Source organism: Steroidobacter sp. (genome assembly GCF_036402275.1).
Classification (GTDB): Bacteria; Pseudomonadota; Gammaproteobacteria; order Steroidobacterales; family Steroidobacteraceae; genus Steroidobacter.
In genome coordinates this window covers 43,458-67,912 of sequence record NZ_DASWTF010000048.1, presented here as the reverse complement: position 1 = coordinate 67,912, position 24,455 = coordinate 43,458, and the positions used below count along the sequence as shown (strand labels likewise).

The window sequence follows — 24,455 nt, the reverse complement described above, 5'->3', positions numbered from 1 at the left end:
GCTTCGGGAGTATCCATGTCGAAGAAACAACTGAAGCTCAATGCGTTCCTGATCGGCAACGGTCATCACGTGGCCGCGTGGCGGCATCCTGACGCCCAGCATGGGAGTCTGTTCGAGAATTATCGACGCGCGGCGCAGGCGGCGGAGGGCGCATTGTTCGACGCCGTTTTCTTCGCCGACTCGCTCGCGGTCGATGAAGGCCACTTCGCGTCGGGCCTGGCGCGCATCGACGGGCTCGAACCCTTGACGTTGCTCGGTGCACTCGCGGCGAGCACCCGGCACATCGGTTTGATTGCGACCGCAACGGCGACGTACAACGAGCCGTTTCACGTCGCTCGCAAGTTCGCATCGCTGGATCGTATCTCCGGCGGTCGCGCGGGCTGGAATCTCGTCACCTCGGACAACGCCGCTGAGGCGGGCAACTTTCATCGCGAGGAGCATGTCGCCCATGCAGATCGTTATGCGCGGGCGCGCGAGTTCTACCAAGTCGTCACAGGGCTCTGGGATACATGGGATGAGAACGCCGTGCTCGCCGATAAAGCGAGCGGTCAATACTTCGATCCGTCAGCGGTGCGGCGGCTCGATCACAAAGGCGAGCACTTCTCGGTGAAGGGCCCGCTGAACGTGGCGCGTTCCCCGCAAGGCTGGCCAGTGATTGTGCAGGCGGGCAGTTCCGAAGCGGGCAAGCAGCTGGCGGCGCAGACGGCCGATGTTGTATTCACTGCGCAGTCCAATCTTGGCAACGCGCAGAAGTTCTATCGCGACTTGAAGGGACGTTTGTCCGCATTCGGTCGCGACGAGCATGATGTGAAGATCATGCCCGGCGTGCTGCCCATAGTGGGGCGAACCAAGGAGGAGGCGCAGGCGAAGTTCCAGCAGCTGCAGGATCTGGTGGATCCGCGCGCCGGCGTCGCGCTGCTGGGTCGCATGATCGGTAACTTCGACCTCTCGAAATATCCCATCGACGGCCCATTGCCCGAGCTGCCCGAAACCCAGACCGGCCAGCGCAGCCGTCAGCAGTTGTTCACCGAGCTGGCGCGCGGCGAGAACCTGACGATTCGTGAGCTGTACCTGCGGATCGCAGGCGGTCGCGGTCATCTGACCGTCATCGGAACGGCCGAGACCATCGCCGATGAGTTGCAGCGCTGGCTCGAAGAGGGTGCCGCGGACGGCTTCAACGTGATGCCGGCGTTGTTGCCAACGGGACTGGAAGACTTTGCGACCTACGTCGTGCCCGAGTTGCAGCGTCGGGGCATTTTCCGTAAGGAATATGAGGGAAGCACCTTGAGAGATCGGCTGGGCTTGTCTCGTCGGCGTTCGCAGCAGCTGACGGAGCCTGTGGCGCGTATCGGCACAGCTTGATGTCCGTGAGAGCGATCGCCGGCTGGATCGTGCCGGCTGCGATGTTCGTTCTGTGGTGGCTCGCCTCGCACTACGAATGGATGCCGGCACAGATACTGCCCACACCCGCTTTGGTGTGGCAGGCGGCGGTCGATCTGGCCACGCAAGATCTATTTATCAATCTATGGATCAGTGTGCGCCGCCTCTTATTGGGCCTCGCCGGCGGCATCGCCGCGGGCCTCGTGCTCGGCGTGCTGATGGGCACGAGCCGAAGCGCGCGGCAGATCGTCTATCCGACCTTCTTCGCCTTGATCCAGATTCCAACACTCGCCTGGCTGCCCATGTTCATGATCCTGTTCGGGATCGGCGAAGCATTGAAGCTGGCGGTGATCGTCAAGGCGGTGATCGTGCCAGTTGCGATGCACACGTTGGCTGGCATCGATGACGCGCAGCCCAAACTCCGCGAGGTTGCCGCCGCCTTGCGTCTGCCATGGCTCGTTCGATTGCGTACGCTGATCATTCCGGGAAGCTTGCCGGCGTTCAGCGCGGGCTTGCGGCTTGCGCTGGCGCAGGCTTGGGTTTCACTACTGGCGGTGGAGTTGCTGGCTTCGAGCGAAGGCATCGGCTATCTGATGGTGTGGGGTCGACAGTTGTTCATGCTGGATATCGTGTTCGTTTGCATCGTCATCATCGGACTGGCGGGCTTGATCATGGATCGAGGCATTCAGACGCTCGATAGCGCCCTGATTCGCTGGCCACGTGCAGCGACGGCGGAGGTCACGACCAAGCATCCAAAGGACCACGTCCGCCTGTTGCCGTGGTTGCTGCCGGCGATCTTGCTTTGTGTCTGGCAATGGGCGAGCGCCAGCGGCGTTGCGGATCCGAATCTGCTGCCCTCGCCGAGCGCGGTGATCGCTCAGCTGAGAGCCGGCTTTCTCGACGGCACATTGCTCAACGCATTGGGTAATTCCTTTGCCCGCGCGCTCGCGGGCTTGTTATTGGGCGGTCTTGTCGGTGTGGTGATGGGCCTGTTGCTTGGAATGTCGCGCACGATGGATCGTTTGCTGGGGCCGAGCCTTGCGACACTGAGACAAGTGGCGGTGTTCGCCTGGGTCCCCTTGATTACCGCTTGGGTCGGAATCGGCGAACCTGCGAAAGTGACGTTCGTGGCCATCGCTGCGTTCTTTCCGATGTTCGTGGCGGCCCATCACGGCGTGGTGAATCGCTCCTCGCAGCTCGATGAAGCGGCGCGTGCGTTGCGCTTGGATGCGGGCATGCGCTTGCGCGTGTTGATTCTGCCGGGAGCCGCGGCGGCAATTTTCGCGGGACTACAGCTCGGGCTGACTTATGCGTGGCTCGGTGCGATCGGCTCGGAATATTTCATGCGCTCAGGCGCCGGCATCGGTGGGCTGATGATCAATGCGCAGCAGCTCGCACGCATGGATATCGTGATCGGGGCCATGGTCGTTATTGGCTTAAGCGGTGCACTGCTGCGGAAACTCGGCGAGGTCATCGAGACGCGCTCGACGCGCTGGCGCACGGCGGGCTTATCGACATGAGCGAGACTACGCCGATCGTCGAGTTCAGAGAGGTCAGTAAGTCATTCCACGTGGGTGGTGGCGAATTGGAAGTAATCCGGCAGTTCGATCTGAGCATCGAGCGCGGTGAGTTCGTTGCCATCCTGGGCGAGAGCGGTTGTGGCAAGTCCACGTTACTGCGGTTGTTAATGGGCCTCGATACCGACTATCGGGGCGAGATCCTCATCGATGGCCAGCCGGCGCTCGGTATCGGCGCCGATCGTGGCATCGTTTTTCAAGAACCGCGACTGTTCCCATGGTTGACGGTCGAGCACAACGTCGCCCTCGGGCTCGTCAATGAGGCACTCACGAAGGATCAGCGCGCCCAACGTGTCGCCGACTACATCCGGTTGGTGCGGCTGGAAGGTTTCCAGAAGGCGTTACCGCATCAGCTCTCGGGAGGAATGGCACAACGCGTGGCGATCGCGCGCGGTCTGGTTGCGAGTCCGCGTATACTCATGCTGGACGAACCTTTTGGCGCATTGGACGCTCAAACTCGCCAGCAAATGCAGAATGAACTGCTGACCATTCGCGAGCGCGAGCGAATCACCACGCTGCTGGTGACGCACGATGTCGAAGAAGCCGTGTTCCTTGCCGATCGGGTGATCGTCATGGCTGCGCGACCGGGCCGAGTCAAGAACATCGTCAGCATCCAACTGCCGCGGGTTCGAGATCGATCGAGCTTCGAGTTTCATCGGCTGCGTCAGCAATTGATTGTGGAACTGGGCGCAGCGTGAGCGGCGTTACCACGCGGGTGCTGCAACAAAGGGCGGGCGCGTTCGCTGTGCTCCTGGCCAGCTTCGCTGGCTTTGTTTGCCTTGGCCTGCCCGATGGCACCCTGAGTGTGGCTTGGCCGTCGTTGCGGGATGATTTCGCGCGCCGGCAGGCTGACTATGGAATGGTCCTGTTGGTGCACGGTACATCGTACTTTCTCAACGGATTGCTCGGTGCGCGCCTCAATCGCCGCTTCAAACCTCATGCATTGCTGATCGCCGCCTCGCTGATCTCGGCTTCGGGCATGCTGCTGATTGCAGCCGCGCCGCGCTGGTGGATGTTTCTCACGGGGATTGCTTTGATCGCTTGCGGCGCCGGCATTCTCAACACCACTATCAACACCTACGCGTCACAGCACTTTTCGCCCCGTCACGTGAACTGGCTGCATGCGTGTTACAGCCTCGGCGCCGCTGTGGGGCCACTGGCGATGACCGCGGTGATGACTCGACACGCGAGTTGGCAATGGGGCTATGTTTTGATCGCATTGGCGCCGCTCACGATGGTCGCTGTGTATGTGCGCACCGCAAGCCTATGGCAATATTCCTTGCTAGCTCGCGAGCGCGCCGCTGCGGCGCCATCGAAAGGATTCAATCCTCTGCTGGTCCGACAGGCGATCCTGTTCTTCTGCTATTCCGGCCTGGAGCAAACGCTCGGCAGGTGGTGCTATACCGTGCTCACAGAGCTCAAGGGCACTCCGGTGGCAACGGCGGGACTGGTTGCTAGTTGTTACTTCGGCAGCATTTTTGCTGGTCGATTGCTGCTGGGCGCGGCGCTCGACCGTGTCGGCGCGACTCGGATGGTGCGTGTTGGATCGATCGTCGCGGTCGTTGGCACGTCTGGTTTTGCGGTGGGAGACGGCCCCGTCGCGGCGCTCGGGTTAGTGCTGGCTGGCATCGCCCTGGCGCCAATCTTCCCCACCCTGATTGCTCAAAGCGCGGCCCGCTTTCCGAAGCTCGATTTAGCGCGCGTCATCGCCACTTGCGTGGCGAGCGCAATTCTCGGCAGCGCCGCCGCTCCTTATCTTGCCGGAATGGCGACGCGAACTTTCGGGCTGGGTGCGATTGCTCTCGTCGCGCTCGTCCTGGCCATTCTGTTGCTCACGATGCACGAAAGCATCGCCCGGTACCCAACCAGCAAGGTACAAACTCAATGACCGATCGTTCCGTCGTTACACGTCGATTTTTGCTGAGCTCCATCGGTCTAGGTGCGCCGTTCGCGCTGACCTCGTGGACCTCGGTGTTCGGGGCGGCGAAGCCAGCCAGCGGTGCTGCGCTGGATTTGCCGCGTCTGCCCGGCGGCAAGCCGCGCAACATCATCTTCGTCCTCACTGACGACCATCGATACGATGCGATGGGGTTTCTGAGCAAGCGCGGCTTCCCGCATACGCCAACTCTGGATCGGCTCGCGCGCGACGGCGTGCACTTTCCCAATGCATTTGTCACAACGGCGTTATGTTCGCCCTCGCGGGCGTCCATTCTGACCGGGCTGTACGCGCATCAGCATCGCGTCGTCGATAACAATCATCCCATTCGCCCCGATCTGATTTTCTTCCCGCAATACTTGCAGCGCATCGGTTACGAGACCGCGCACATCGGCAAGTGGCACATGGGCGGGGAGGGTGAAGGGGATGGTCCGCAGCGAGGCTTCGATCACTGGGTCAGCTTTGCCGGCCAGGGATTCTATCTACCGACCGAAGCAGGTTTGAACATGAATGGAGTCAAGGTGCCTCAGCGCGGCTACATCACCGACGAGCTGACGGATTACGCCTTGCAATGGCTCGAGCGGCGCGACTCGAAACGGCCCTTTTATTTGTGCCTGTCTCACAAAGCCGTGCACTCGGAGTTCATTCCCGCGGCTCGTCACAAGGGCCGCTACTCGAAGGAGCGTTTCGACCGGCCCGAGACTTGGAATCCGGCGCCAGGCAAGGAAGCTTTGCGACCGATGTGGGTGCAAAACCAGCGCAACAGCTGGCACGGCGTCGACTTTCCGTATCACAGCGCCCTGGACGTGGGCGAGTACTACAAGCGTTACGCCGAGACGCTGCTCGCCGTCGATGAAAGTCTCGAGCGCATCATGGAACATCTGCAGCGCCGCGGCGAGCTGGACTCGACGCTGATCGTTTACATGGGGGATAACGGGTTTGCCTTCGGCGAGCACGGCTTGATCGACAAGCGCACCGCCTATGAAGAATCGATGCGCGTTCCGTTGCTGATGCACTGTCCGCAGTTGTTCCGGGCGGGTACGAAGGTCAACGAAGTCGTCGCAAATATCGACATCGCACCCACCTTACTCGAAGTGGCGGGGCTGCGTGCGCCGGAGACGATGGCGGGTCGAACCGCCTTGCCGCTTGCACGAGGGGAACGCATCGCCTGGCGCGACGCTCTGCTTTACGAATACTACTGGGAGCGAAACTTTCCACACACGCCGACGGTGCATGCTATTCGCGGCGAACGCTACAAGTACATCCGCTATCAAGGTGTGTGGGACATCGATGAGCTCTTCGATCTGCAAGCCGATCCGCTCGAAGCAAACAATCTCATCTTCTCCCCGGGCCATGAAGGAATCGTAGAGAAACTCAATCGCCAGTTGTTCGACGTGCTGGAGGCGACGGATGGCATGTCCATCCCGCTGTCTCGCGATGCGGGCAAGGTTCAGCGACTGCGTCGAGACGACAAGGCGAAGGCCGCGGAATTTCCACCGCAGCTGACTGTGCCGCCGCCGAAGTAGACATGAGTGCGTCGCCTCGCTTCGACTGTTCTCGAAACGCGTGCAGCAGCGGCTCGGTATAACCGTTCGGCTGAGTGAGCCCTTGGAAGATCAACGCGCGTGCTGCCTGAAATGCCAGGTTTCCGCTCAGACCGCGAGTCATGGGGCGATAGCTCCGGTCGGCCGCGTTCTGCTCGTCGACTCTGAGGGCCATGCGTTCCAATGCGGCGTTCACCTCATCGACAGTGCAGACGCCGTGCAGCAGCCAGTTCGCGATGTGCTGAGAAGAGATCCGTAACGTCGCGCGGTCCTCCATCAGGCCGACATCGTGAATGTCGGGCACCTTCGAACAGCCGATGCCTTGGTCGATCCAACGGACCACGTAGCCGAGAATGCCTTGCGCATTGTTTTCCAGCTCCTCGCGGATCTCTGCCGCAGTCCAGCCGGTTTGGGATGCGAGCGGGACGCTCAGCAGCGAGTCGAGCGGGGCAGGCGTTTCGCCAGCGAGTTGCTCATGTCGCGCGAACACATCGACAGCGTGATAGTGCATCGCATGCAGAGTCGCTGCCGTGGGAGAGGGCACCCATGCGGTCGTGGCGCCAGCGTCGGGATGGATGATCTTCTGAGCCAACATGTCCGCCATCTGGTCGGGCGCGGCCCACATGCCTTTGCCAATCTGAGCGCGGCCGCTCATTGCGCAGGCGAGCGCGATCTGGACGTTGCGTTGCTCGTATGCCTGAATCCATGCGCTTTGTTTCATGGCGTGCTTGCGGATCATCGGGCCCGCCCGCATGGACGTGTGAATCTCGTCGCCGGTCCGATCTAGAAAGCCCGTGTTGATAAAAGCGATGCGATGTCTCACGGCATGAATGCACGCAGCAAGGTTCGCCGAAGTCCGTCTTTCCTCGTCCATGACGCCGACTTTCAGCGTATGGCGCGGCAGCTTCAGCAAGTCTTCGATGGCATCGAACAGGCGGTCGGTGAAGGCGACTTCGGCCGGTCCGTGCATCTTGGGCTTCACGATATAGATCGAGCGTTCCCGGCTGTTCGTCTGGCGGACATGCACGTCATGCAAGGCGATCAGACTGCTGATCACGCCATCGACGATGCCTTCCGGGGCCTGCGAACCGTCCGGCAGCAGCACAGCCGACGTGGACATGAGATGGCCGACGTTTCTCACGAACAGCAGGCTGCGACCCGGCAGGGTAAAACTTTTGCCATCAGGGGCGACCCACTCGCGATCCGATTGCAGGATGCGCGTCAGCGTCTTGCCGTTCTTCTCGAATCCCGCGGTGAGCGTGCCTTGCATGAGCCCGAGCCAATTCGAGTACGCCGCGACCTTGTCTTCGGCGTCAACCGCCGCGATTGAATCCTCCAGATCGATGATGGTCGTCAGCGCAGCTTCGAGGATCACGTCGGCGAGGCCCGCGGCATCTTGTCGACCGATGGGATGCTGTCGGTCCAGCACCAGCTCGATGTGCAGTCCATGATGTTTGAACAGGATACCCGTGGGCTGATCGGCGGCGCCTCGATAGCCGACGAACGCTGCGGGATCGGCAGGTGCCGGGCGCAATGAGCCGTTCTGCACCGACCACTCGGTCACATCGTCATGTCGCATCGATCCCAGGGGCACGGCATCGTCGAGGAACCGTTTAGCGCGCGCGATGACTTTCCGGCCGCGCTCCGCGTCGTAACCGCCGGCGCGAGGCTTGCCGGGCACCGCATCTGTTCCGTAAAGCGCGTCGTACAGACTACCCCAGCGCGCGTTGGCTGCGTTCAACGCGAAGCGCGCGTTAAGCGCGGGAACGACGAGTTGCGGTCCGGCCGTGCTTGCGATTTCGGCGTCGACGCCTTTGGTATCGATTTGAAAGTCGTCAGGCTCCGCCACCAGATAGCCTATCGATCGCAGGAAGCTCGCGTACTCAGTCGGATCGATCGGCTGCCCGCGTCGCGCGTCGTGCCAGGCGTCGATCTGCGATTGCATCGTGTCTCGAGCGGCGAGCAGATCGCGGTTCTCCGGTGAAAAGCGCTCCAGCACTTGCGCGAAGCCGAGCCAGAAGGCCTGCGCGTCCAAACCTGTGCCCGGCAGCACACGGTCCTCGATAAAGTGGGTCAGGCACTCGGCGACTTTCAAATTGGCGCGGGCAACACGGTTCGTCATGAGAAACGGGGCTTCTGGGAATTGCTAGGGGCGTTCTGCCGATGATCGAAAACGGCTCAGCGGCCGTCGATGATAGGCAAGAGCAGATAGGAGGAGTGTTCGGCGCCGGTATAGATCGTCGTGGTTCCGCCATATATCTCGGCGGGCCGGTCGAGCGGCTCGTCGTGGAGCATCACTGAGCTGCCGCGCTGGGACACGCCATAGATCTGCGGCATGGGTTCAGGCAGGCCGTGATCGAAGTCGTGGCCGGAGACGGTGAGCTTCAGGCGATAACCTTTCGGAACCACGATACAAGTCGGCCAGATCTCGATGTCGAGCTCATAGATATCCCCTGGCACGAGAGGCTGCACCTCGTCATGGCTATGGAACGGACGCCACGGAAGGCTTCTGCTCGCATCCAGCTTCCGATGGGACGCACGCAGCCATCCTTGCGTCAAAGGCACGTTGGGATCGACGGCGCCGACGAACAGCACCTCCTTGTCCTGCGGATCGAAGAGGCGAAGAGTGAGCAGCAGGTCGGCGTCGGTGGTGCTGGACGAAATAAACAACTTGGCAGCGACCGGTCCGGTGATCTCGGTCTGTTCGGCGAAGGGCGCGGTTGAAAAACTCAACTCCTCCTTCATTGCGCGAAACTCACGTGCCCCGGATACCGCCGTGCGATCTGCCGAAATCGAAAGACGGTCAGCGTCCAGATAATGTCGAACCCATTGGGTCCGCGCCAATGGCCACTGATCTTCGTTGCGCTGTTTGAAACCGTCGACATGCCGAATCTGCAGCAGCAGCGGCGGCTGCTCGTCCCAGCCGTTGTCGACGCCTTTGAGGAAATGATCGAAGAAGCGCTTCTGAAGCGCGAGGCCGTAGTCCGTATAGAACTCGGTCCAATGCTCGAGACCATGCATCTCGAGCCATTTCTGTTTGGAGCCGGAGCGCACAAAGCCTTCGATGTTGCCGCGCAGATGCACGCCCATGCCGCCCCAATTGCCCCACGACAGCAGCGGGACTTCGATCTTGGAAAGATCGGGTGTGCGCTCGGCAAAATAATCGTCGATCAGCGGATGCTCGAGCAAAGTGGCTTTGATATCGATCCGGTTGGCCGCCAGCGTTTCCTCGTCGAGGGTTTCCGGGCCCGCAATCGGCGTACCGGCGTAGCGACTGACTCTGCCATTTGTTCCCAGCCCATATTGCACATTGAGCACCTGGTTGGGATACCACCGGATCATGAAGGTGCTGAGCATTCCGCCATGGCGTACCAGATCCCGATAATAGTCGGTGAAGCCTTCGAACGGCGCGATGGCGGCGAGGTGCGGTGGGCGCAGCGCGGCGACTTGCCACTGGTTCGCAGCGTAGTAAGAGATGCCGAGCAGCCCCACCTTGCCATTGCTCCACGGCTGCACGCCGGCCCACTCGATGCACTCATAGAAGTCCTGAGTTTCGCGCGGAGAGAAAAAGTCGATAACGCCTGGCGAACAACCCGCGCCGCGTGAATCCACTCTGACGCACACATATCCGTGAGGAATCCAGCGTTCGGGATCGGGAGTTTCCCAGTTGGCGAAGCGGTTCGTGCTGCCTCGGGCGATCTCCGGATGATCGCGGAGCAGGTTGGCCCACGGACCCGGAAAGCCGTCCTCGAAGTGCAAGCCCTTCGCGTAAGGACCATGCGTCATGAGCACGGGATACTTGCCATCGTCGATCGGGCGGAACACGTCGGCTCGCAACAAGCTGCCATCGGAGAGCGGAATTTCCATGTCCCAATCGATTCGCATGCCTTCGAGGATTTCGCTCTTGCGTAGAGTCGGGATCATTGGGGTGGTCCTTTAGAGAACGATTAGGAAATCTCTGACGCAATCGCTGATGCGAGCTTCTCCGCCAGCATCAGCGTCGGCAGGTTGGTGTTCCCCCGCGGGATCTGCGGCATGATCGAAGCGTCGATGACACGCAGCCCATCGACACCTTTCACTCGTCCACTGACATCGACAACGGCCATCGGGTCGTCATCCGCGCCCATTCGACACGTGCTGGTGTGATGGCCCGAAGCACCGACATATCTCATCGCAATCTCCGCCAGCCGGTCATCGTCTGCGCGAGAGAGCTCCTCCGCGCGAGGACCGGCGGGCATAATCCTCTCTAGCAGGATTCGGCTTGGCGGAAAGAGATCGAGCAGCCCTGCAGCGATCCGGCTAGCTGCCATGTTGAAAGCCGTCGGCTGATTGAGCCGGCGCAGACGCGCTGAAAAATTCACGGCAAAGAAATGCGCATTCAGCGCCTTGAGCTCGGGTGACAGCGCTAGAGCCGCCATGTCACGAAGCACACGCACAGTGCGCTTCAAGTCGGATGGGTCGGAAAGCAGATTGAAATCGACGAAGGGCGCGGCTGAGCTCCCATGACGGCGAAGTTCGACAGAGCCCACTGATCTCGGCTTCAGCAGATAACTCTGGAGCGCCGCGAGCGTCAGGCCCAATGGATGATTGGCGGTGCGGTTGAGGCACAAGATGTACAGATCGGACGCGGGATTGCCTGGCCCGGATGAGTAGCGGATGCAGGTGTTCACGGAAGATACATCGAGATTCTCATCTCGCGCCGTCTTCGGCAGGAACGAAGTGAGAAATAACATCGGATGATTTTGCAGCGCCTTGCCGACGCCACGGCTCTCCGCAATAACTTCAATCCCCAGACTGCGTAGCTCCGTGGGATGCCCGATACCCGATTTCATGAGCAAGACCGGTGACAGCAACGCGCCCGCTGAAAGAATTAATTCTCGTCGAGCTCGGAAGCGAACGTGCTGGCCGGAACGCAGTGCGAGCACACCGACAATCTTGCGCCCCTCTGCTATGAGTCGCACCACCTCGGCCCCGCAGACGATTCGAAGGTTCGGGCGCGCGCGAACCTGTGCAGTCAGATAACAAATCGAGCTCGACTGCCGGTGCTCCAAAGTTTGCGCGAGCGGGAGCGGAAACAAGCCGTCGTTGAATTCTCCGTTCATGTCGCCCGTGAAGGGGAAGCCGCGACGCACAGCGTAGGCTTGAAAAGCTCGGGCAAGCGGCGGCCAGCGCTCAGGTGGATTTCGAAGAATAGACACCGGTCCATCGCTGCCATGTAACGCACCGGCGTATTGCCTATCCGCCTCGAGCTTGCGAAACCAAGGCAGCACATCCTGCCACGACCAATTGCGTGCGCCAGATCGGGCCCATTCGTCGTAGTCGTCGGGGACGCCTCGCAAGGAAAGCATGCCCATCAATGAGGAGCCACCTCCAAGCACGCGTGCCTGGTGAGCTGCGCTCGTGTGCGCGTCCTGTTTGGTGTGGGCGGCGGGCAGCGCCCATCGATACGCTGGATTGAACGCGGAGTCCGCGTGAATGGAAAGTATGTCTTTCGGTTCGGCTCCCGGGCGCACGTCCTGACCCGCCTCGAGCAGCAGGATGCGCAGCGACGGGTTTTCGGAGAGGCGCGCGGCGAGGACACAACCGGCTGAGCCGCCTCCGACGATGATGTAGTCGTACTGACCCTCGTCGTCCTGAGTGGCGCTGCTTGAAATGTGATCGAATTGATTCACTCAGCGACCATTGTTCAGAGCGCGGCGAGTCTAACAGCCGCGAGCCCGGCGAGAGCGCAACTCTCGTCATTGTCGGAGAGGTCGCCGGTCACGCCGACCGCTCCAGCTGTTCGACCTTCGGCGCCGACCACGACGACACCGCCGGCAGCCGGGATGATGCCGGCAGGCGCGAGCGGGGCCAGCGCGTTGATGAACGTCGGACGCTCGACAGCCATTTCAGCGATCTTGCGGCTCGACACTCCAAGAGCGAGAGCGCCAGCCGCTTTGCCGATTGCGATCTGGGCGCGCGCGATCGAGGAACCATCCTGGCGCTGGAGCGCGATCACATGTCCGCCCGCATCGAGGACCGCGACTGTGAGCGGTTTGAGCTGCAATTTTTCTGCGTGCTCAAAGGCGCCTTCGATGATTCGATTAGCGGTAGCGAGGTTGAGTACTGACATGACTTCGTTTCGCGAACGGGAAGGGGTGTGCGCCTCAGGACTCGTTTGCCAAAACCGTTCGCATCCAGCGCACGGCCGCTGCAAACCACGGCTTGTCCTTTTCGGCGGCCATCAGCAGCACTGTGCCGTGCGTCGCCTCGGGGACCTCGAAGGTCTCGGCCGCAATGCCTTTGGCACGCAAGACCATCGCGAATTTTTCCGACTGCACCATGAGGTGGGGGAAGTCTTTTGCGCCATAGGTGATGAAGAATGGCGGCGAGCGATCTCCCACTCGGAAGATCGGACTGGCCTTCACTTCATTGAAAATGCCTTGGGGACCGAGAAAGCGCGGACGCATCGAAAGGCCGCAGCCCGGCGTGAAATCGAACGTGCCGGAAATAGGCAAGCACCCTTTGATCACATCGAGCGGAAGCCCGCGCGCAGGTTGCCAGTCGGAGGTCACCGAGAGCAGCGTCGACAGATGCCCTCCGGCAGAGTGCCCGCCGATAAAGATCGCATCACGGTCATAGCCATACTGTTGGGCGAGCCTCCATGTTGCAGCCACAGCGTCCGCGGCATCGTCGAAGTTGGCGGGGAAGACGTGCTTGGGCGCCAGGCGATAGCTATTGCTCACCAGGGTGAAGCCCGCCGCGTTCAACACCGGCGCAAGAAAAGCCATTTCCTCCTTGTATCCATTGGTCCAGCCGCCGCCGTGCATAAAGATCAACACCGGGCTTCCGGGATCGCTGGCCGGATATACGATCAGCGATTGGCTGGGATCGTCACCATAGCTGTGCTCATGACCGGCAATTCCCTCTGCCAATCCCATCAGTTTGTCGTGCAGGAACAGCAGAACCTCTGACTTCGGTTCTTGCGGCGGATAGTCGCGAATCAACATGGCTTACGAGCTCAGTCTGTTGGCAACGAAAGCGATCTCGACCAGGAGCTCGGCTTTCACCAAATCGGCACGGATGCAATATCGCGGGGGCAGCGGTGCTCCGCTGTTATGAAACGCTTCACGATAGGCTGCGTTCATCGCTGAGTAGTGAGCCATGTCGGAAACAAACACATGGGCAAACACCACGTTGCGCAGCGAGACGCCTGCCGCATCCAGGATCGCATTTGCCTGCGCGAATATTTCGCGGGTCTGGGCGGCTGCATCGTTTAAGCCAACCACCGCGCCGTGCGCATCGAGGGCGACGAGCCCGGCAGTGTGCACCAGGCCGTCCGGCGTGACCGATGCCAAGGAATAAGGGCCGCTTGGCGTCGGAAGGCCCGCTGGTATCACCCAGGACTGCCCGATAGTCATGCCGCGACCCGCAGGTGATCGGTCGGTTGGACGATCATCCGTGGATCGACAACGGTTCCTTTTTCGATCACGAGCTTCCCGTCATAGGCCACGGAGCAATCGAACATGGGCAGATCGAGATGCGCCGGCGTGGTGTTCGCGCCGCCGCCTTGATCGTTCGGCCCCGTCGAGAACAGAAACACGCCTGGCCACGCACGCGTATGACTGATGATCCGGGTGGGCGAAGAGCCATGGAGCGCAATCTGATCGAGATAGCTGTTGGGGTTCAGGCCCCATCCCAAGTGGGCGATCGCATAGGGACGCATGTCATCCGAGGATTGTTGGTGCGCCTTGAAGAATTGACGCATCAGCCGAGCATCGGACCCGGCGCCTGCGACCTCTCGGATGTAACCCTTCTCGACCGTGAGTCGCACTTCGCTTTCGAAGTAGCGAACATAAGGGAGAATCCACGCATCGCCGGGCTTGAGCACGACGATGCCATCACTGCCGTCCGGATTTGGCCAGGTCGAGAAATGCGCGCCACCCCATGTATCGACGACGCCAGGTTCGTCGGCGTAGCCGTACTGGCACAGCGTATCCAGCTCGCCCAGTTTGACTCTGAAATCAGTACCGGCGTCGCTGGTGACGTGCATCTCTTTGGTGTTGCGCGTGAGATCGCGGGCATAAATCAGTGCTTCTTTCAGGCCTGGCGGCGACATCAGCCGCTTCAACTCGTCCGGGCCATCGAGAATGAGCAAGAAGCGCACACCGCGACGGCGTGCTTCCTGAAGCCAGGGAGATCCAAGCGCGGTATGAAACACGAGCACCAGGTCTGCGGAGTTGATTGCATTGATGGCGCCAGGCAAAGCGGAGAGCGTATCGCCACCACCTTGACTGGCGATCATCACCGGGTGGAATGGCTTGGAGATTTTAATTTCAAAGATGCGCGCGCCCAGTTCATCCGCGGCTGCAAACGCTGCTTGAACGTAGTCGAGGCGGGTATTCAGGTCAGTGACGAGGACGATCTGCGTTCCAGGTTTCACCTGGCACAGTCGTAGTTCGTCTCGGAACAGCGCAGGTAGTTCGGCGGGGTTTAAATCTTGCGACACGATAGGCTCCTCGGAAGCTCCGGAGCTATCGTGTCTGACTCCGATACTCTGGTCAATACCGAATTGCGTTCGGTTGTGAATTCATCAGGGGCTGGCTTCCGGGCCGAGGATCATCTGGCATGCCATATCGATCACGCGCTTGCCGCCCACGATGTTTGGATTGAGATGGCCATTGATCACAAAGCCGTCGAAGGCCATGACCGCGAGGTCGGTGAAAGCATCCAGGTCTAATTCCGCCAGGCGCTGCTCCGATACACAGGTGCTGACCATCTGTGCGATGCGCGTCTTCAATTCCATGAGAATGGTGGGGCGATAATTGTCATCGCGGCTCGACACTACGAGCGCCTGGATCAGGTTGTTGAAATAGTTATTGTTTTGCAGCGGAATGTCGTGCCACAAGCGGCTCAGGATATACGCCAATCGTTTTCTCGGGTCTTTCATACGACTGGCTTTCGCTTGGGTGACCTCGAGCTCGGCGATCATCTTGGGTTCGAAGATGGCCAGCGCGATATCCAGTTTCGAGGGGAAATAGACATAGATCGCCGAGCTGGCCATCTGCGCTTCCTTGGCGATCTGCCCGATGGTCGCGGCGATGAAGCCCTTCTGCTGAAACAGCCGATCGGCGGTTTCCAGGATTCGAGCGCGGACCGAGTCCTTCTTTACTTGCACCATCGCACCCAAAGGAGAGTATTGTTCGTGGTTGCGGCATAGTGCCATGGGTGAACGAGCTATGCCAGAAAACAACGCGCCGCTTGCTCTACAGAATTGTTGATCTCATGTGTAGCCGACCACTGCCGCTCCGCGCCATGCACAACATTGCAGACTTCGAAGCGGCCGCAAGACGCCGGCTGCCTCGTGGGCTTTTCGCGTACGTCGCGCGTGGCGCCGAAGACGATCTGGCGGTGCGCGCCAATCGTGATGCTTTCGCGGAAATTCGCTTTCGGCCGCGCGTGCTCGCGGATGTCAGTCGGCGGCGTCTTCATACGCGCATCCTCGGCCGGGAACAGGGACTTCCGCTTGGCGTTGCTCCCACGGGGCCGCCCGGCTTCTTGTGGTATCAAGGGGAGCTCGCGCTCGCTCGGGCCGCAGCTCATCTCGCCATTCCGATGATCCTGTCGAGCGCGTCGACGATATCCATGGCTGAGTTGATGCGGGCCGGGGGCGAGGGCGCCAAATGGTTTCAACTCTACATGAGCGGCGATCGCGCGTTGTCCGTGGCACTGATCGACAAGGCGAGCCGAGCTGGTTTCGAAGCACTGGTGTTGACCGTCGACTCCATCGTTTCGCCCAATCGCGAGTTCGCGGCGAAAAGTGGCTACACCGTCCCGCCGAAAATCACTCTGCGTATCGCTATGGAAGCTCTAGCCAGTCCGCGATGGCTCATGGGCACCATCGGGCGATATTTGTTGGCCGGAGGGCTGCCAAGGATGGTCGACTATCCGTTGCCCGATCCACGCGACCCGCTAAAACACGGTATTCCGCTCAAGGACGATAGCATCAGCTGGGATACGTTGAGAACGATCCGGAAGCGATGGCCCGGTAAGCTCATCGTGAAGGGCGTGCTCGATCCGCGCGATGCGATGGCGTGTGCGGATGCAGGCGTCGACGCGATCATCGTCTCGAACCATGGCGGTTTGGTGCTGGACGGCGCGATGGCGACGATCGAGGCACTGCCGGCAATCGCAGACGCGGTCGGCCAGCGCATCGAGGTCTATCTGGATGGGGGGATCCGACGCGGCTCAGACGTGATCAAGGCGGTGGCATTGGGGGCGAAAGCAGTCTTCTTGGGTCGATCGCTGCTGTTCGCGCTGGCGGCATTCGGCGAGATCGGCGTGATTCGCGCGCTCGAGCTCCTGCGCGGCGAGATGGATCGCACGCTGGCGAGTCTGGGTTGCTCCGAGTTGAGCGAGCTGACGCGCGATCACGTGGTGCTCCCCGGCGAGCGCTACGCACGTCGGCTGTCGTCCGACACTCGCCAAGTACGGCGTCGATAAACACGATCAATATTCTCCCATGTGTGTCGGCTGAAGGTCCTCACGAGAACATTCTCCTGATTTGTCCCAGAGTGTTCGATACGACCCGGTCGCCAAAAGATCAATAACGAATGGCGAACGCTATTGACAGGAGGGTGCGAATGCGGGACTGTATCCTCCGGCCGCGCTGAGAGTGATCGCTGAACGCTCGCAGCGTGCTTGAGAAAACATATTCAGACGGGGGCTCACATGGCGCGGCACAGATCGACCTTTCTGCGTGGGGTGGCAACAGTACTGATGTGCTCGTCGGCCTCGGTCCCGTTGAGAGCGCAAACTCAAGAGACGTCGGCTGATACGGAGGCCGATGCCACGCTCGGCTATATCGTTGTGACAGCGCAGAGACGTGCGCAACCGCTGCAGCGCGTCCCGGTTGCCGCCACGGCGCTGGATAGCCAAGCGCTCCAGCAAAAGGGCGTCACCAGTCTGCTGGATGTTCCCAAAGTGGCGCCCAGTCTCGATGTGACGACGCCTTACGGAAATAACGGTCCGGAAATCACCATGCGTGGCATCGGTGGAGGGTCGTTCAATAAAAACACCGAGTCCACGGTCGCGACGTATCTCGACGAAACCGTTCTGAACCTCTCGACTGCGAAACTCGGTCAACTCTTCGATCTGGAGCGCGTCGAAGTCTTGCGGGGTCCGCAGGGCACGCTCTACGGAAAGAACTCCACCGGCGGCGCCATCAATTTCATTTCCAAGCGACCCGATGGCGCCACCGAAGCCGAGGGCTCGCTGACGGCGGCGCGTTTCGGAACGTATGAAGCCAATCTGGGCGTGCAGGCGCCGTTGACTGACGAGCTGTCCGTTCGCGTCGCCGCGAGGCGCAACTACAGCGACGGCTACAGCTTCAACACCCTGACCGGTAGGCATTTGAACGATGTCGACGATTGGGGCGGGCGCGTTGGTCTGCGGTATCAGAATGACAAGGTGGACTCCTATCTCAAGGTGTTCTTCGACCGTTCCGACACGAACGGCACCGCGTACTACCCGCAGGGCGTTTATCGTGCGAACAATGCGCCGAGCCCGTCCTTGGTGGGTGCTCCCACTCCAAACGGCATCAACGTGTTGACGGGTTACGTGCCGCCCTCGGACATTGACGTCGTGGCCGCGCAGCATTCGCCTTCGAACATCCGGAACGACGGCGCGTCGCTGAATACCGATTTCTACATCGGCGATCTGACGCTGACCAGCGTGACCGGCTATATCCACTCTCAGGCCGACACCCGGTTCGATGCCGACGGATCCCCGTTCGATATCGTCCACACGCTGCATTTCTCCAAGGGTGAGCAGTTCACTCAGGAAGTGCGGCTCACGTCATCGGAGCAAGGGGCGTTTACCTGGATCGTGGGCGGCGCTTTTTTCTACCAGAAGCAGGACGGCGGCGTTCAGGTGAGCTTTCCTGGCCTCGGTCGGACCGTGCCGGTGCTGCAAACGTTCGAGGAGAAGACGACGAGCTTTGCGGGCTTCGTCGATGGCACTTATAAATTGTCCGATCGGTTCGAGCTGTTCTCGGGCGTTCGCGCGACCACCGATAAGAAGGAAATTCATCAGATCGGCGTCGGCAATTTTGCGCTCGCGGACTACGACGCCTCCGATAGCGAGCAATGGACCAAGCCCAGCTATCGCGCGGGTGTCAATTTCAAGCCGACCGATGCAACACTGCTCTACGCTTCCTATAACCATGGCTATCGTTCGGGGGCCTATGATGTCGGCTTCATCACCAACCCGGCACAGATTGCCGATCCGGTGAATCCGGAATATGTCGACAACTACGAGGTCGGCCTCAAAACCAACGCCTTCGACAACCATCTGCGCGTGTCCACCGCGGCGTTCTATATGGAGTACGAGGATCAGCAACTCGCGGTCACGCCTCCGGGGGTAGGTTCCCTCTGTTGTTCCTTAGTGAATGCGGGCAAGGCGCGCGTCTACGGTTTGGAGGTCGAGGGGGCGGCGCGTTTCTCCGAGAATTTTGACGTGAATTTTTCGGGCACGGTGCTCGATACCAAGTATCTCGAGTTCAAGCCGGATGGCCCGACCGGCGCGCGGGACTTTGCTGGCTACGAGTTGGGGCGCGCTCCCGAATATGAGCTGAGCCTGGAGCCGGAGTTTCGCTATCCGCTCGCCGCTGGCGAGATCTTTTTTGCTCCCGAGTTCCAGTTCACCGGCAAGCAACGTGTTCAGACCACGGTCGACCGGTTTGGTGAGGATATCCAACCGGCCTACAACCTGATCAACGGACAATTGGGTTATCGCGATGCCGACGGTCGCTACAGCGCCTTCCTGTTTGTGCAGAATGCCACCGACAAGCGCGTTCTGACGTATTTCGCGAATACGGGTGCGACGGCAGTGAACCAGACGTTTTACTCGGCGCCCAGGACGTACGGCGTCACGTTGACTGGCCGATTCTGAAGCCCTGATGAGCGCCTTTGGAAACATACCGCGCGCTCGCGCGCGGTTAGTCGATGGGCAGCGATTCGCTGAGTTGGTCCAGGGATGGCGCTTGCTGCTAGCGGCCGTGATAGGCGTCGCGCTCGGCGTGAACTCGCTGCCTTTCTATACGTCCGGTCTCTTCATCAACGCACTCCACGTGGATCGCGGCTGGAGCCTGGCGGCCTTGTCTCTCGGGCCGACTCTGCTGGTGGCATCGATGGCCATCGCCGCGCCATTCCTCGGCAATGCATTCGATCGTTATGGCGAGCGATGTTTCATTTTTCCCGGATTGCTCGCGCAGGTGGTCTCGCTGCTATTACTGAGCAGAGTGGACAGCCTCACCAGCCATTACGCCGTGCTGGCCGGCATGGCTTTGGTCGGATCGGGCTGCGCCGCCCCTGCCTACGTGAGAATCGTCAATCGGAACTTCGACAAGAGCAAGGGAACCGCTCTTGCCATCACGATCACCGGGGCTGCGGCGCTCAGCGCTTTGGCGCCGCCGTTTCTCCAGCAGTTGATGTCGGCTCACGGGTGGCGATCCGGTTATGTAGCTTTGGCCACCGTGATTGCGGCGGGTGTGCCTTTGATGTTTGTTTTGCTGAGAGGCGCCGATAACCTCAGCTCCGCAGTGCGGTCCAATCAGGAGCGACTTTCCAGCGACGCTGATCATGGATATGTCGCTTTGTTTCGTGATCGGACGTTTCTCCTGCTGGCTGCCGCCATTGCGATGGTCGCGATTGCGTGCCCCGGATTGTTGATCCATTTCCTGCCGATGCTGACCGCCTCGGGTATGGATGCCACCTCCGCGGCGTGGATGGTCAGCCTGATCGGCGGAACTCAAATCGTGGCGCGCCTGTTTACCGGTGTGTTGGTCGACCGATTCTTCGCTCCCAAGGTTGCTGCCTGCATCATGGCCTCGAGCGCCGTAGGATTTGCGTTGTTGTGTTGGGGCGGAGTGCATTGGGCGCTCGCCGGCGCGGTGGCGGTAGGACTTGCGTACGGCGCTGAAGCGGATCTGATCGGCTATCTCACCGGACGCTATTACGAACCCGCACGTTTCGGTCGCGTGTTCGGCGTGTTCTACGCCGTTTTCCTGACCGGCACCGCGATATCTCCAGGACTGTACGGCGTCGTGATCGATACACAAGGCAGCTATCGACCTGCGCTTGCAATAGCAACTGCTCTGCTGATCGCGGCCTCGATCGCCTTCTTGCGCCTGCCTCGCTTCAGGTGATCCATGGGGCAATTGATCGACGGTCGTTGGCACACCGATAAAGCCGCCATCGAGCTGGAGAAGGGCCGGTTCGTTCGACGTCCTTCGCAGTTTCGCCATCTGGTCGAGCAAGGTGCCGATGCCCGGTTTCCCGCCGCGGCGGGCCGCTACCACTTGTATGTTTCTCTGCAATGTCCGTGGGCCTGGCGCACGATCGTCTACAGAAGCATCAAGCGTTTGCAATCGGCGATCAGCATGAGCGTGGCCATTCCGGACGGCCGTCACGAAGGCTGGCGCTTCGGGAACTGGGTAGAAGGTGCCACCGCCGATCATGTCGAAGGCTTCACGCACCTGTATCAGGCATATGTGACGTCGCAGGCCGACTATACGGGCGTGGTGTCCGTGCCGGTTCTCTGGGACAAACAAACCCGGCAGATCGTCAACAACGAGTCCTCGAACATCATAAGAATGCTGAATGGCGCATTCGACGCGTTCACGGATGCCAAGGAAGATTATTACCCTAGTGAGTTGCGAGCGGACATCGACGCGAAGAATCACCGGATCTATACCGGCCTCAACAACGCCGTCTATCGCGCCGGCGCCGCGGAGACGCAGGAGGCCTATGAAAAAGGCTACACGGCTATCTTCGATACATTGGACTGGGCGGAAGATCTTTTGGACAGGTCGCGATTTTTCAATGGCGATCGCATCACGGAGACGGATTGGCACTTTGCCGCGAGTCTGTTTCGTTTCGATCCGGTCTACTATTCGCTGTTCCGATGCAATCGACAGCGGCTCGCCGACTTTCCCAACCTCTCCAATTATCTGCGCGATATCTATCAGCGTCCCGGCGTGGCCGAGACGGTGAATGTTCGCCACATCGTGCTCGGCTATTACAGTCAGTCCTGGAATCCCTCGGGAATCATTCCGCTAGGTCCGAGAGACTACCAGGAGTGGCTGGCAAGACCGCATGATCGTGAGCGGTTTTCGGCCGCTTGAGATGCGTCTCGGCACGTCGCTACTAGGCGAGCCTGCAAGCTTCCTCGAAGGACAAGCGAGGCCCACGCGGGTAAGCAGTGCTCCGGTCGCCGTGACCCAGCGTCGTGATGAAGTTGACGCTGACGCTCGTTCCCGCGAAAAAGTCGGCATCCAACTTTTCAGCGTCGAAGCCGGACATGGGGTTGCTATCCAATCCCAGCATTCTCGCCGCGATCAAAAGATACCCCGCCTGCAAGCTGGAGTTTCTGAACGCGGACTCTTCAATCAACTTTTGATTGTCGCCATACCAACCGCGGGCGTCCACGTGCGGATACAGGCGGGGGAGATCGGGAACGAAGTTTCTGTTCATGCCCAGAATGGCAGCGACCGGCGCTGCCAACACCTTCTCCGCATTGCCGGGATAGCAAAACGCCGCCAGGCGTGTTTCGATTCAGGTGTGCGGCACCAGACGATGCGAAGCGGTTGTTGGTTGGTCGACGTCGGTCCCCACTTCATAAGATCGTAGAGTGCGCGCAGGTCTTCATCTGTGACCTCTTTATCTGTGTAGCCGTTGACGGTGCGGGCTTGGAAAAAAGCGCGATCGAGCGACTCGTTCGGGAGCGGATTCAGCATCGGACAACCTTCTGTAGCGTGTCGTGCTGAGCTTAAGGAACGCGGCATTCAAACGATAGTAGGCACCCTTTGGATACCATTCATATGAAAAGCGAGTTGCAGCGGGGCTGTCCGTTATCGAGTTTCGTCAGGCTCGTGTCGGGCAAGTGGGCCATCCCCATTCTTTATCGTTTGATCCTTACCGATGGAGCGATTCGTTTTCGCGAGCTGCAGCGCCGGGCTGAGCCGATCACGCAAAAGGAGCTGACCAAACATTTGCGATTGCTCGAGAGACGCGGTCTGGTCCGTCGCGAGATATTTGATGAGTCTCCCTTACGAGTGGAATACAGCGCTACGCAGGAAGCTCGGCACCTCGTCGGCGCGCTGGGTGGCGTGGCTGACTGGATGCGCGACTATGGCTGGGCTCTTGCCGACGCCGAAGCCAAGGCGCCGAGCTCAGTGGGACTTCCACGGCAGAAGATCAATCTGGGACCCGACCTGACGCTCACCTCGCGCCCGTGACCAACATTGTAGGTCGTGACGGCCTCCAGGCCACATACTCGAGCCGAGCCAGGGCTTGTGTGCGCTGCTTGATAAGATCGCTCATGCCCGGCGCTTCATGCGCTACCAGAATGCCGGTTTTCTGCACTCCCGGCGAGTCGTTCTGGTTCGAGGACTAGGGCGCGAACGCGATCAGTAATCCGAGGTGACCAAGCATGGCGATTGCCCCAATCCAATATGACGTTGACCACACCACGTTCACGGGATATCTCGCCGTAGCCTACTGCTTCGTGAACGTGCGCGCATCACAAACGGCGAGCGGCGTGTCCGTCGGTCCGGGTGACAGCAGTCGGCAGAAATTGAACAACGCCGTCCTCCTGATCGGCCTGTCCAGCGGCGAGGTCGCCTGTGTCAGTGGGAGCCATTCATCCGGCATTTCAAGAAACGAGTCGGCTTCGACGGCGTCGATGTCGTCCCTCTGCACCCACTCGTGGATGGAAGTGCGCGTTCCGGACACGCGAGAACAATGTACGAGGCCCACGCTCCGCGCTGAACAGACGTCGTCCAAGCTCAACTGACGCTCAACTGCATTCGCTATGGTGATGATCCACTGATCTGTCGGCGCTGGTCGCTTCGAGCACACTGCGTGAGTCGCGCCCAGCAGCGGCGTCAGCCAGAAGAGCCGCAGCTGACCGCCATCGCTGCGATCGTGACGGACGTCTCACGTTGACAGAATCCGGCCAGTTACTCTGTCAAACGCCGTGCGTTACGGCGTTGCCGGACGCCCGGTGCGAATGCAGCCGGCTTTCTGGTCAGAAGAAGGGACGTTGTCGATCATGGACACATTGAACGCAGTCGATCAGTTCAAGAGCACGGCCGTGGATCTCTCGGTCCGCTTCGGCCCGAAACTACTTGTGGCCGTGTTGATCTTCGCGATCGGCCTCACGGTCAGTCGATGGGTGGGCGTCATGCTGATGCGTGCGCTGGAGCGGATCGAGTTGGAGCCGCCGGTGCGCTCGCTGCTCTCTCGCATCGCCCGCACGATCGTGCTTGGCCTGTTCATGGTCATGGCCCTGCAGAATCTGGGCGTCGAGTTGCTGCCGCTGATCGCTGGCCTCGGCGTGCTCGGCGCAGGCGTTGCGCTGGCCATGCAGGGGTTGTTGAGCGACGTGGCCGCGGGATTATCCATCATCTTTTCCCGGCCATTTCGCGTCGGCGAATACATTTCCGTGGTGGGCGAGGAGGGTAGCGTCGAGGACATCTCCTTATTCAGCACCCGGCTCGCCCATCCGGATGGTTCGCGAGTGGTGATCCCGAACCGCAAGATCGTCGGCGAGATTTATCACAACTTCGGCACGACCCGAGAGCTCAACTTGTCCGTCGGAGTTGCGTACGACACCGACTTCGATCGGGCAGTGGCAGCAATCGAGCAGGTATTACGTGCCAACGCCCGCGTGCTGCAAGACCCAGCGCCTCTCGTGCAGGCAATCCGGCTCGCGGATTCATACGTGGAAATGGCGGTGAAGTGCAGCGTCTCGGTTGCTGACTACATTCCAGCTCGTGGCGAGCTCACCAGGGCCGTCGTAGAAGCGTGTCGCGAGCGGGGCGTCGTGATTCCGTTCCCTCGGCGCGATGTGCACTTCGTCGGCGACGCTCTGTTACGGGATGCATTGACCGAACATCGAGATCAGCAAAGAACTGCGTAGCGGCGGGTTTCTGTTGCGGGGGCTAAACGGCCGGCCCCCTCGCCCCCTCGTCCGCCA

General features: G+C 60.4%; 20 protein-coding genes and 1 pseudogene. 11 read left to right on the top strand and 10 right to left on the bottom strand.

Going from position 1 to position 24,455, the window contains the following annotated elements; translation table 11 throughout:
- The first annotated feature begins 15 nt into the window (after positions 1 to 15).
- From VGD45_RS27450 to VGD45_RS27430, 5 genes and pseudogenes are all read left to right on the top strand, one after another.
- Positions 16 to 1,362, top strand: a complete 1,347-nt coding sequence (locus VGD45_RS27450; RefSeq protein WP_331158585.1) for an LLM class flavin-dependent oxidoreductase — start codon at positions 16 to 18, stop codon at positions 1,360 to 1,362.
- Positions 1,362 to 2,900 carry an ABC transporter permease gene (locus VGD45_RS27445; protein WP_331158584.1) on the top strand — a complete coding sequence of 513 codons (1,539 nt, stop codon included), beginning with the start codon at positions 1,362 to 1,364 and terminating at the stop codon, positions 2,898 to 2,900. Before VGD45_RS27450 ends, VGD45_RS27445 begins: the two co-directional genes overlap by 1 nt.
- Positions 2,897 to 3,655, top strand: a complete 759-nt coding sequence (locus VGD45_RS27440) for an ABC transporter ATP-binding protein (RefSeq protein WP_331158583.1) — start codon at positions 2,897 to 2,899, stop codon at positions 3,653 to 3,655. The genes VGD45_RS27445 and VGD45_RS27440 overlap by 4 nt, the downstream gene beginning before the upstream one ends.
- Positions 3,652 to 4,845, top strand: coding sequence for an MFS transporter (locus tag VGD45_RS27435; protein WP_331158582.1), 1,194 nt, complete (start codon positions 3,652 to 3,654; stop codon positions 4,843 to 4,845). The genes VGD45_RS27440 and VGD45_RS27435 overlap by 4 nt, the downstream gene beginning before the upstream one ends.
- Positions 4,842 to 6,230, top strand: a pseudogene (locus VGD45_RS27430) (sulfatase family protein); the annotation flags it as partial. The gene VGD45_RS27435 and the pseudogene VGD45_RS27430, both read left to right, overlap by 4 nt.
- A gap of 37 nt (positions 6,231 to 6,267) precedes the next feature.
- Here the strand turns inward: VGD45_RS27430 and VGD45_RS27425 are convergent.
- From VGD45_RS27425 to VGD45_RS27390, 8 genes are all read right to left on the bottom strand, one after another.
- A complete protein-coding gene (locus VGD45_RS27425) occupies positions 6,268 to 8,559 on the bottom strand; it encodes a malate synthase G (protein WP_331158581.1) in 2,292 nt (763 codons plus the stop codon).
- 56 nt (positions 8,560 to 8,615) lie between these two features.
- Positions 8,616 to 10,361, bottom strand: coding sequence for a CocE/NonD family hydrolase (locus VGD45_RS27420; RefSeq protein WP_331158580.1), 1,746 nt, complete (start codon positions 10,359 to 10,361; stop codon positions 8,616 to 8,618).
- 23 nt (positions 10,362 to 10,384) lie between these two features.
- Positions 10,385 to 12,109, bottom strand: coding sequence for a GMC family oxidoreductase (locus VGD45_RS27415; protein WP_331158579.1), 1,725 nt, complete (start codon positions 12,107 to 12,109; stop codon positions 10,385 to 10,387).
- A 14-nt stretch (positions 12,110 to 12,123) separates the two neighbouring features.
- The gene (locus tag VGD45_RS27410; RefSeq protein ID WP_331158578.1) at positions 12,124 to 12,549 is read right to left on the bottom strand and encodes a GlcG/HbpS family heme-binding protein; all 426 of its coding nucleotides are present in this window, start codon (positions 12,547 to 12,549) and stop codon (positions 12,124 to 12,126) included.
- A 34-nt stretch (positions 12,550 to 12,583) separates the two neighbouring features.
- Positions 12,584 to 13,426: an alpha/beta hydrolase gene (locus VGD45_RS27405; RefSeq protein WP_331158577.1), complete on the bottom strand. Its 843-nt coding sequence runs from the start codon at positions 13,424 to 13,426 to the stop codon at positions 12,584 to 12,586.
- A 3-nt stretch (positions 13,427 to 13,429) separates the two neighbouring features.
- On the bottom strand, positions 13,430 to 13,837 hold the full coding sequence (locus VGD45_RS27400; RefSeq protein WP_331158576.1) for a RidA family protein: 408 nt from the start codon (positions 13,835 to 13,837) through the stop codon (positions 13,430 to 13,432).
- Positions 13,834 to 14,925: a hypothetical protein gene (locus tag VGD45_RS27395; protein ID WP_331158575.1), complete on the bottom strand. Its 1,092-nt coding sequence runs from the start codon at positions 14,923 to 14,925 to the stop codon at positions 13,834 to 13,836. Before VGD45_RS27395 ends, VGD45_RS27400 begins: the two co-directional genes overlap by 4 nt.
- An 84-nt stretch (positions 14,926 to 15,009) precedes the next feature.
- Positions 15,010 to 15,642, bottom strand: a complete 633-nt coding sequence (locus VGD45_RS27390) for a TetR/AcrR family transcriptional regulator (protein ID WP_331158574.1) — start codon at positions 15,640 to 15,642, stop codon at positions 15,010 to 15,012.
- A 59-nt stretch (positions 15,643 to 15,701) separates the two neighbouring features.
- On the opposite strand from VGD45_RS27390, the gene VGD45_RS27385 reads away from it, so the two are divergent.
- The 4 genes from VGD45_RS27385 to VGD45_RS27370 all read left to right on the top strand — a co-directional run bounded on the left by VGD45_RS27385 (position 15,702) and on the right by VGD45_RS27370 (position 21,600).
- The gene (locus tag VGD45_RS27385) at positions 15,702 to 16,919 is read left to right on the top strand and encodes an alpha-hydroxy acid oxidase (RefSeq protein WP_331158573.1); all 1,218 of its coding nucleotides are present in this window, start codon (positions 15,702 to 15,704) and stop codon (positions 16,917 to 16,919) included.
- Between the two features lie 366 nt (positions 16,920 to 17,285).
- A complete protein-coding gene (locus VGD45_RS27380; protein ID WP_331158572.1) occupies positions 17,286 to 19,367 on the top strand; it encodes a TonB-dependent receptor in 2,082 nt (693 codons plus the stop codon).
- Between the two features lie 7 nt (positions 19,368 to 19,374).
- On the top strand, positions 19,375 to 20,622 hold the full coding sequence (locus tag VGD45_RS27375) for an MFS transporter (protein ID WP_331158571.1): 1,248 nt from the start codon (positions 19,375 to 19,377) through the stop codon (positions 20,620 to 20,622).
- Positions 20,623 to 20,625: 3 nt separating this feature from the next.
- Positions 20,626 to 21,600 (top strand): glutathione S-transferase family protein, encoded by a 975-nt coding sequence (locus VGD45_RS27370; protein ID WP_331158570.1) that lies wholly within the window; start codon positions 20,626 to 20,628, stop codon positions 21,598 to 21,600.
- A gap of 22 nt (positions 21,601 to 21,622) precedes the next feature.
- Here the strand turns inward: VGD45_RS27370 and VGD45_RS27365 are convergent, their stop codons facing one another.
- Together VGD45_RS27365 and VGD45_RS27360 are read right to left on the bottom strand one after the other, a co-directional pair.
- Complete coding sequence (locus VGD45_RS27365) at positions 21,623 to 21,979, bottom strand: malonic semialdehyde reductase (RefSeq protein WP_331158569.1); 357 nt, start codon at positions 21,977 to 21,979, stop codon at positions 21,623 to 21,625.
- The gene (locus VGD45_RS27360) at positions 21,946 to 22,212 is read right to left on the bottom strand and encodes a nitroreductase family protein (RefSeq protein WP_331158568.1); all 267 of its coding nucleotides are present in this window, start codon (positions 22,210 to 22,212) and stop codon (positions 21,946 to 21,948) included. The genes VGD45_RS27365 and VGD45_RS27360 overlap by 34 nt, the downstream gene beginning before the upstream one ends.
- A gap of 84 nt (positions 22,213 to 22,296) precedes the next feature.
- On the opposite strand from VGD45_RS27360, the gene VGD45_RS27355 reads away from it, so the two are divergent.
- Positions 22,297 to 22,713 carry a helix-turn-helix domain-containing protein gene (locus tag VGD45_RS27355; protein WP_331158567.1) on the top strand — a complete coding sequence of 139 codons (417 nt, stop codon included), beginning with the start codon at positions 22,297 to 22,299 and terminating at the stop codon, positions 22,711 to 22,713.
- Between the two features lie 815 nt (positions 22,714 to 23,528).
- Positions 23,529 to 24,398, top strand: a complete 870-nt coding sequence (locus VGD45_RS27350; protein ID WP_331158566.1) for a mechanosensitive ion channel family protein — start codon at positions 23,529 to 23,531, stop codon at positions 24,396 to 24,398.
- Positions 24,399 to 24,455: the final 57 nt, after the last annotated feature.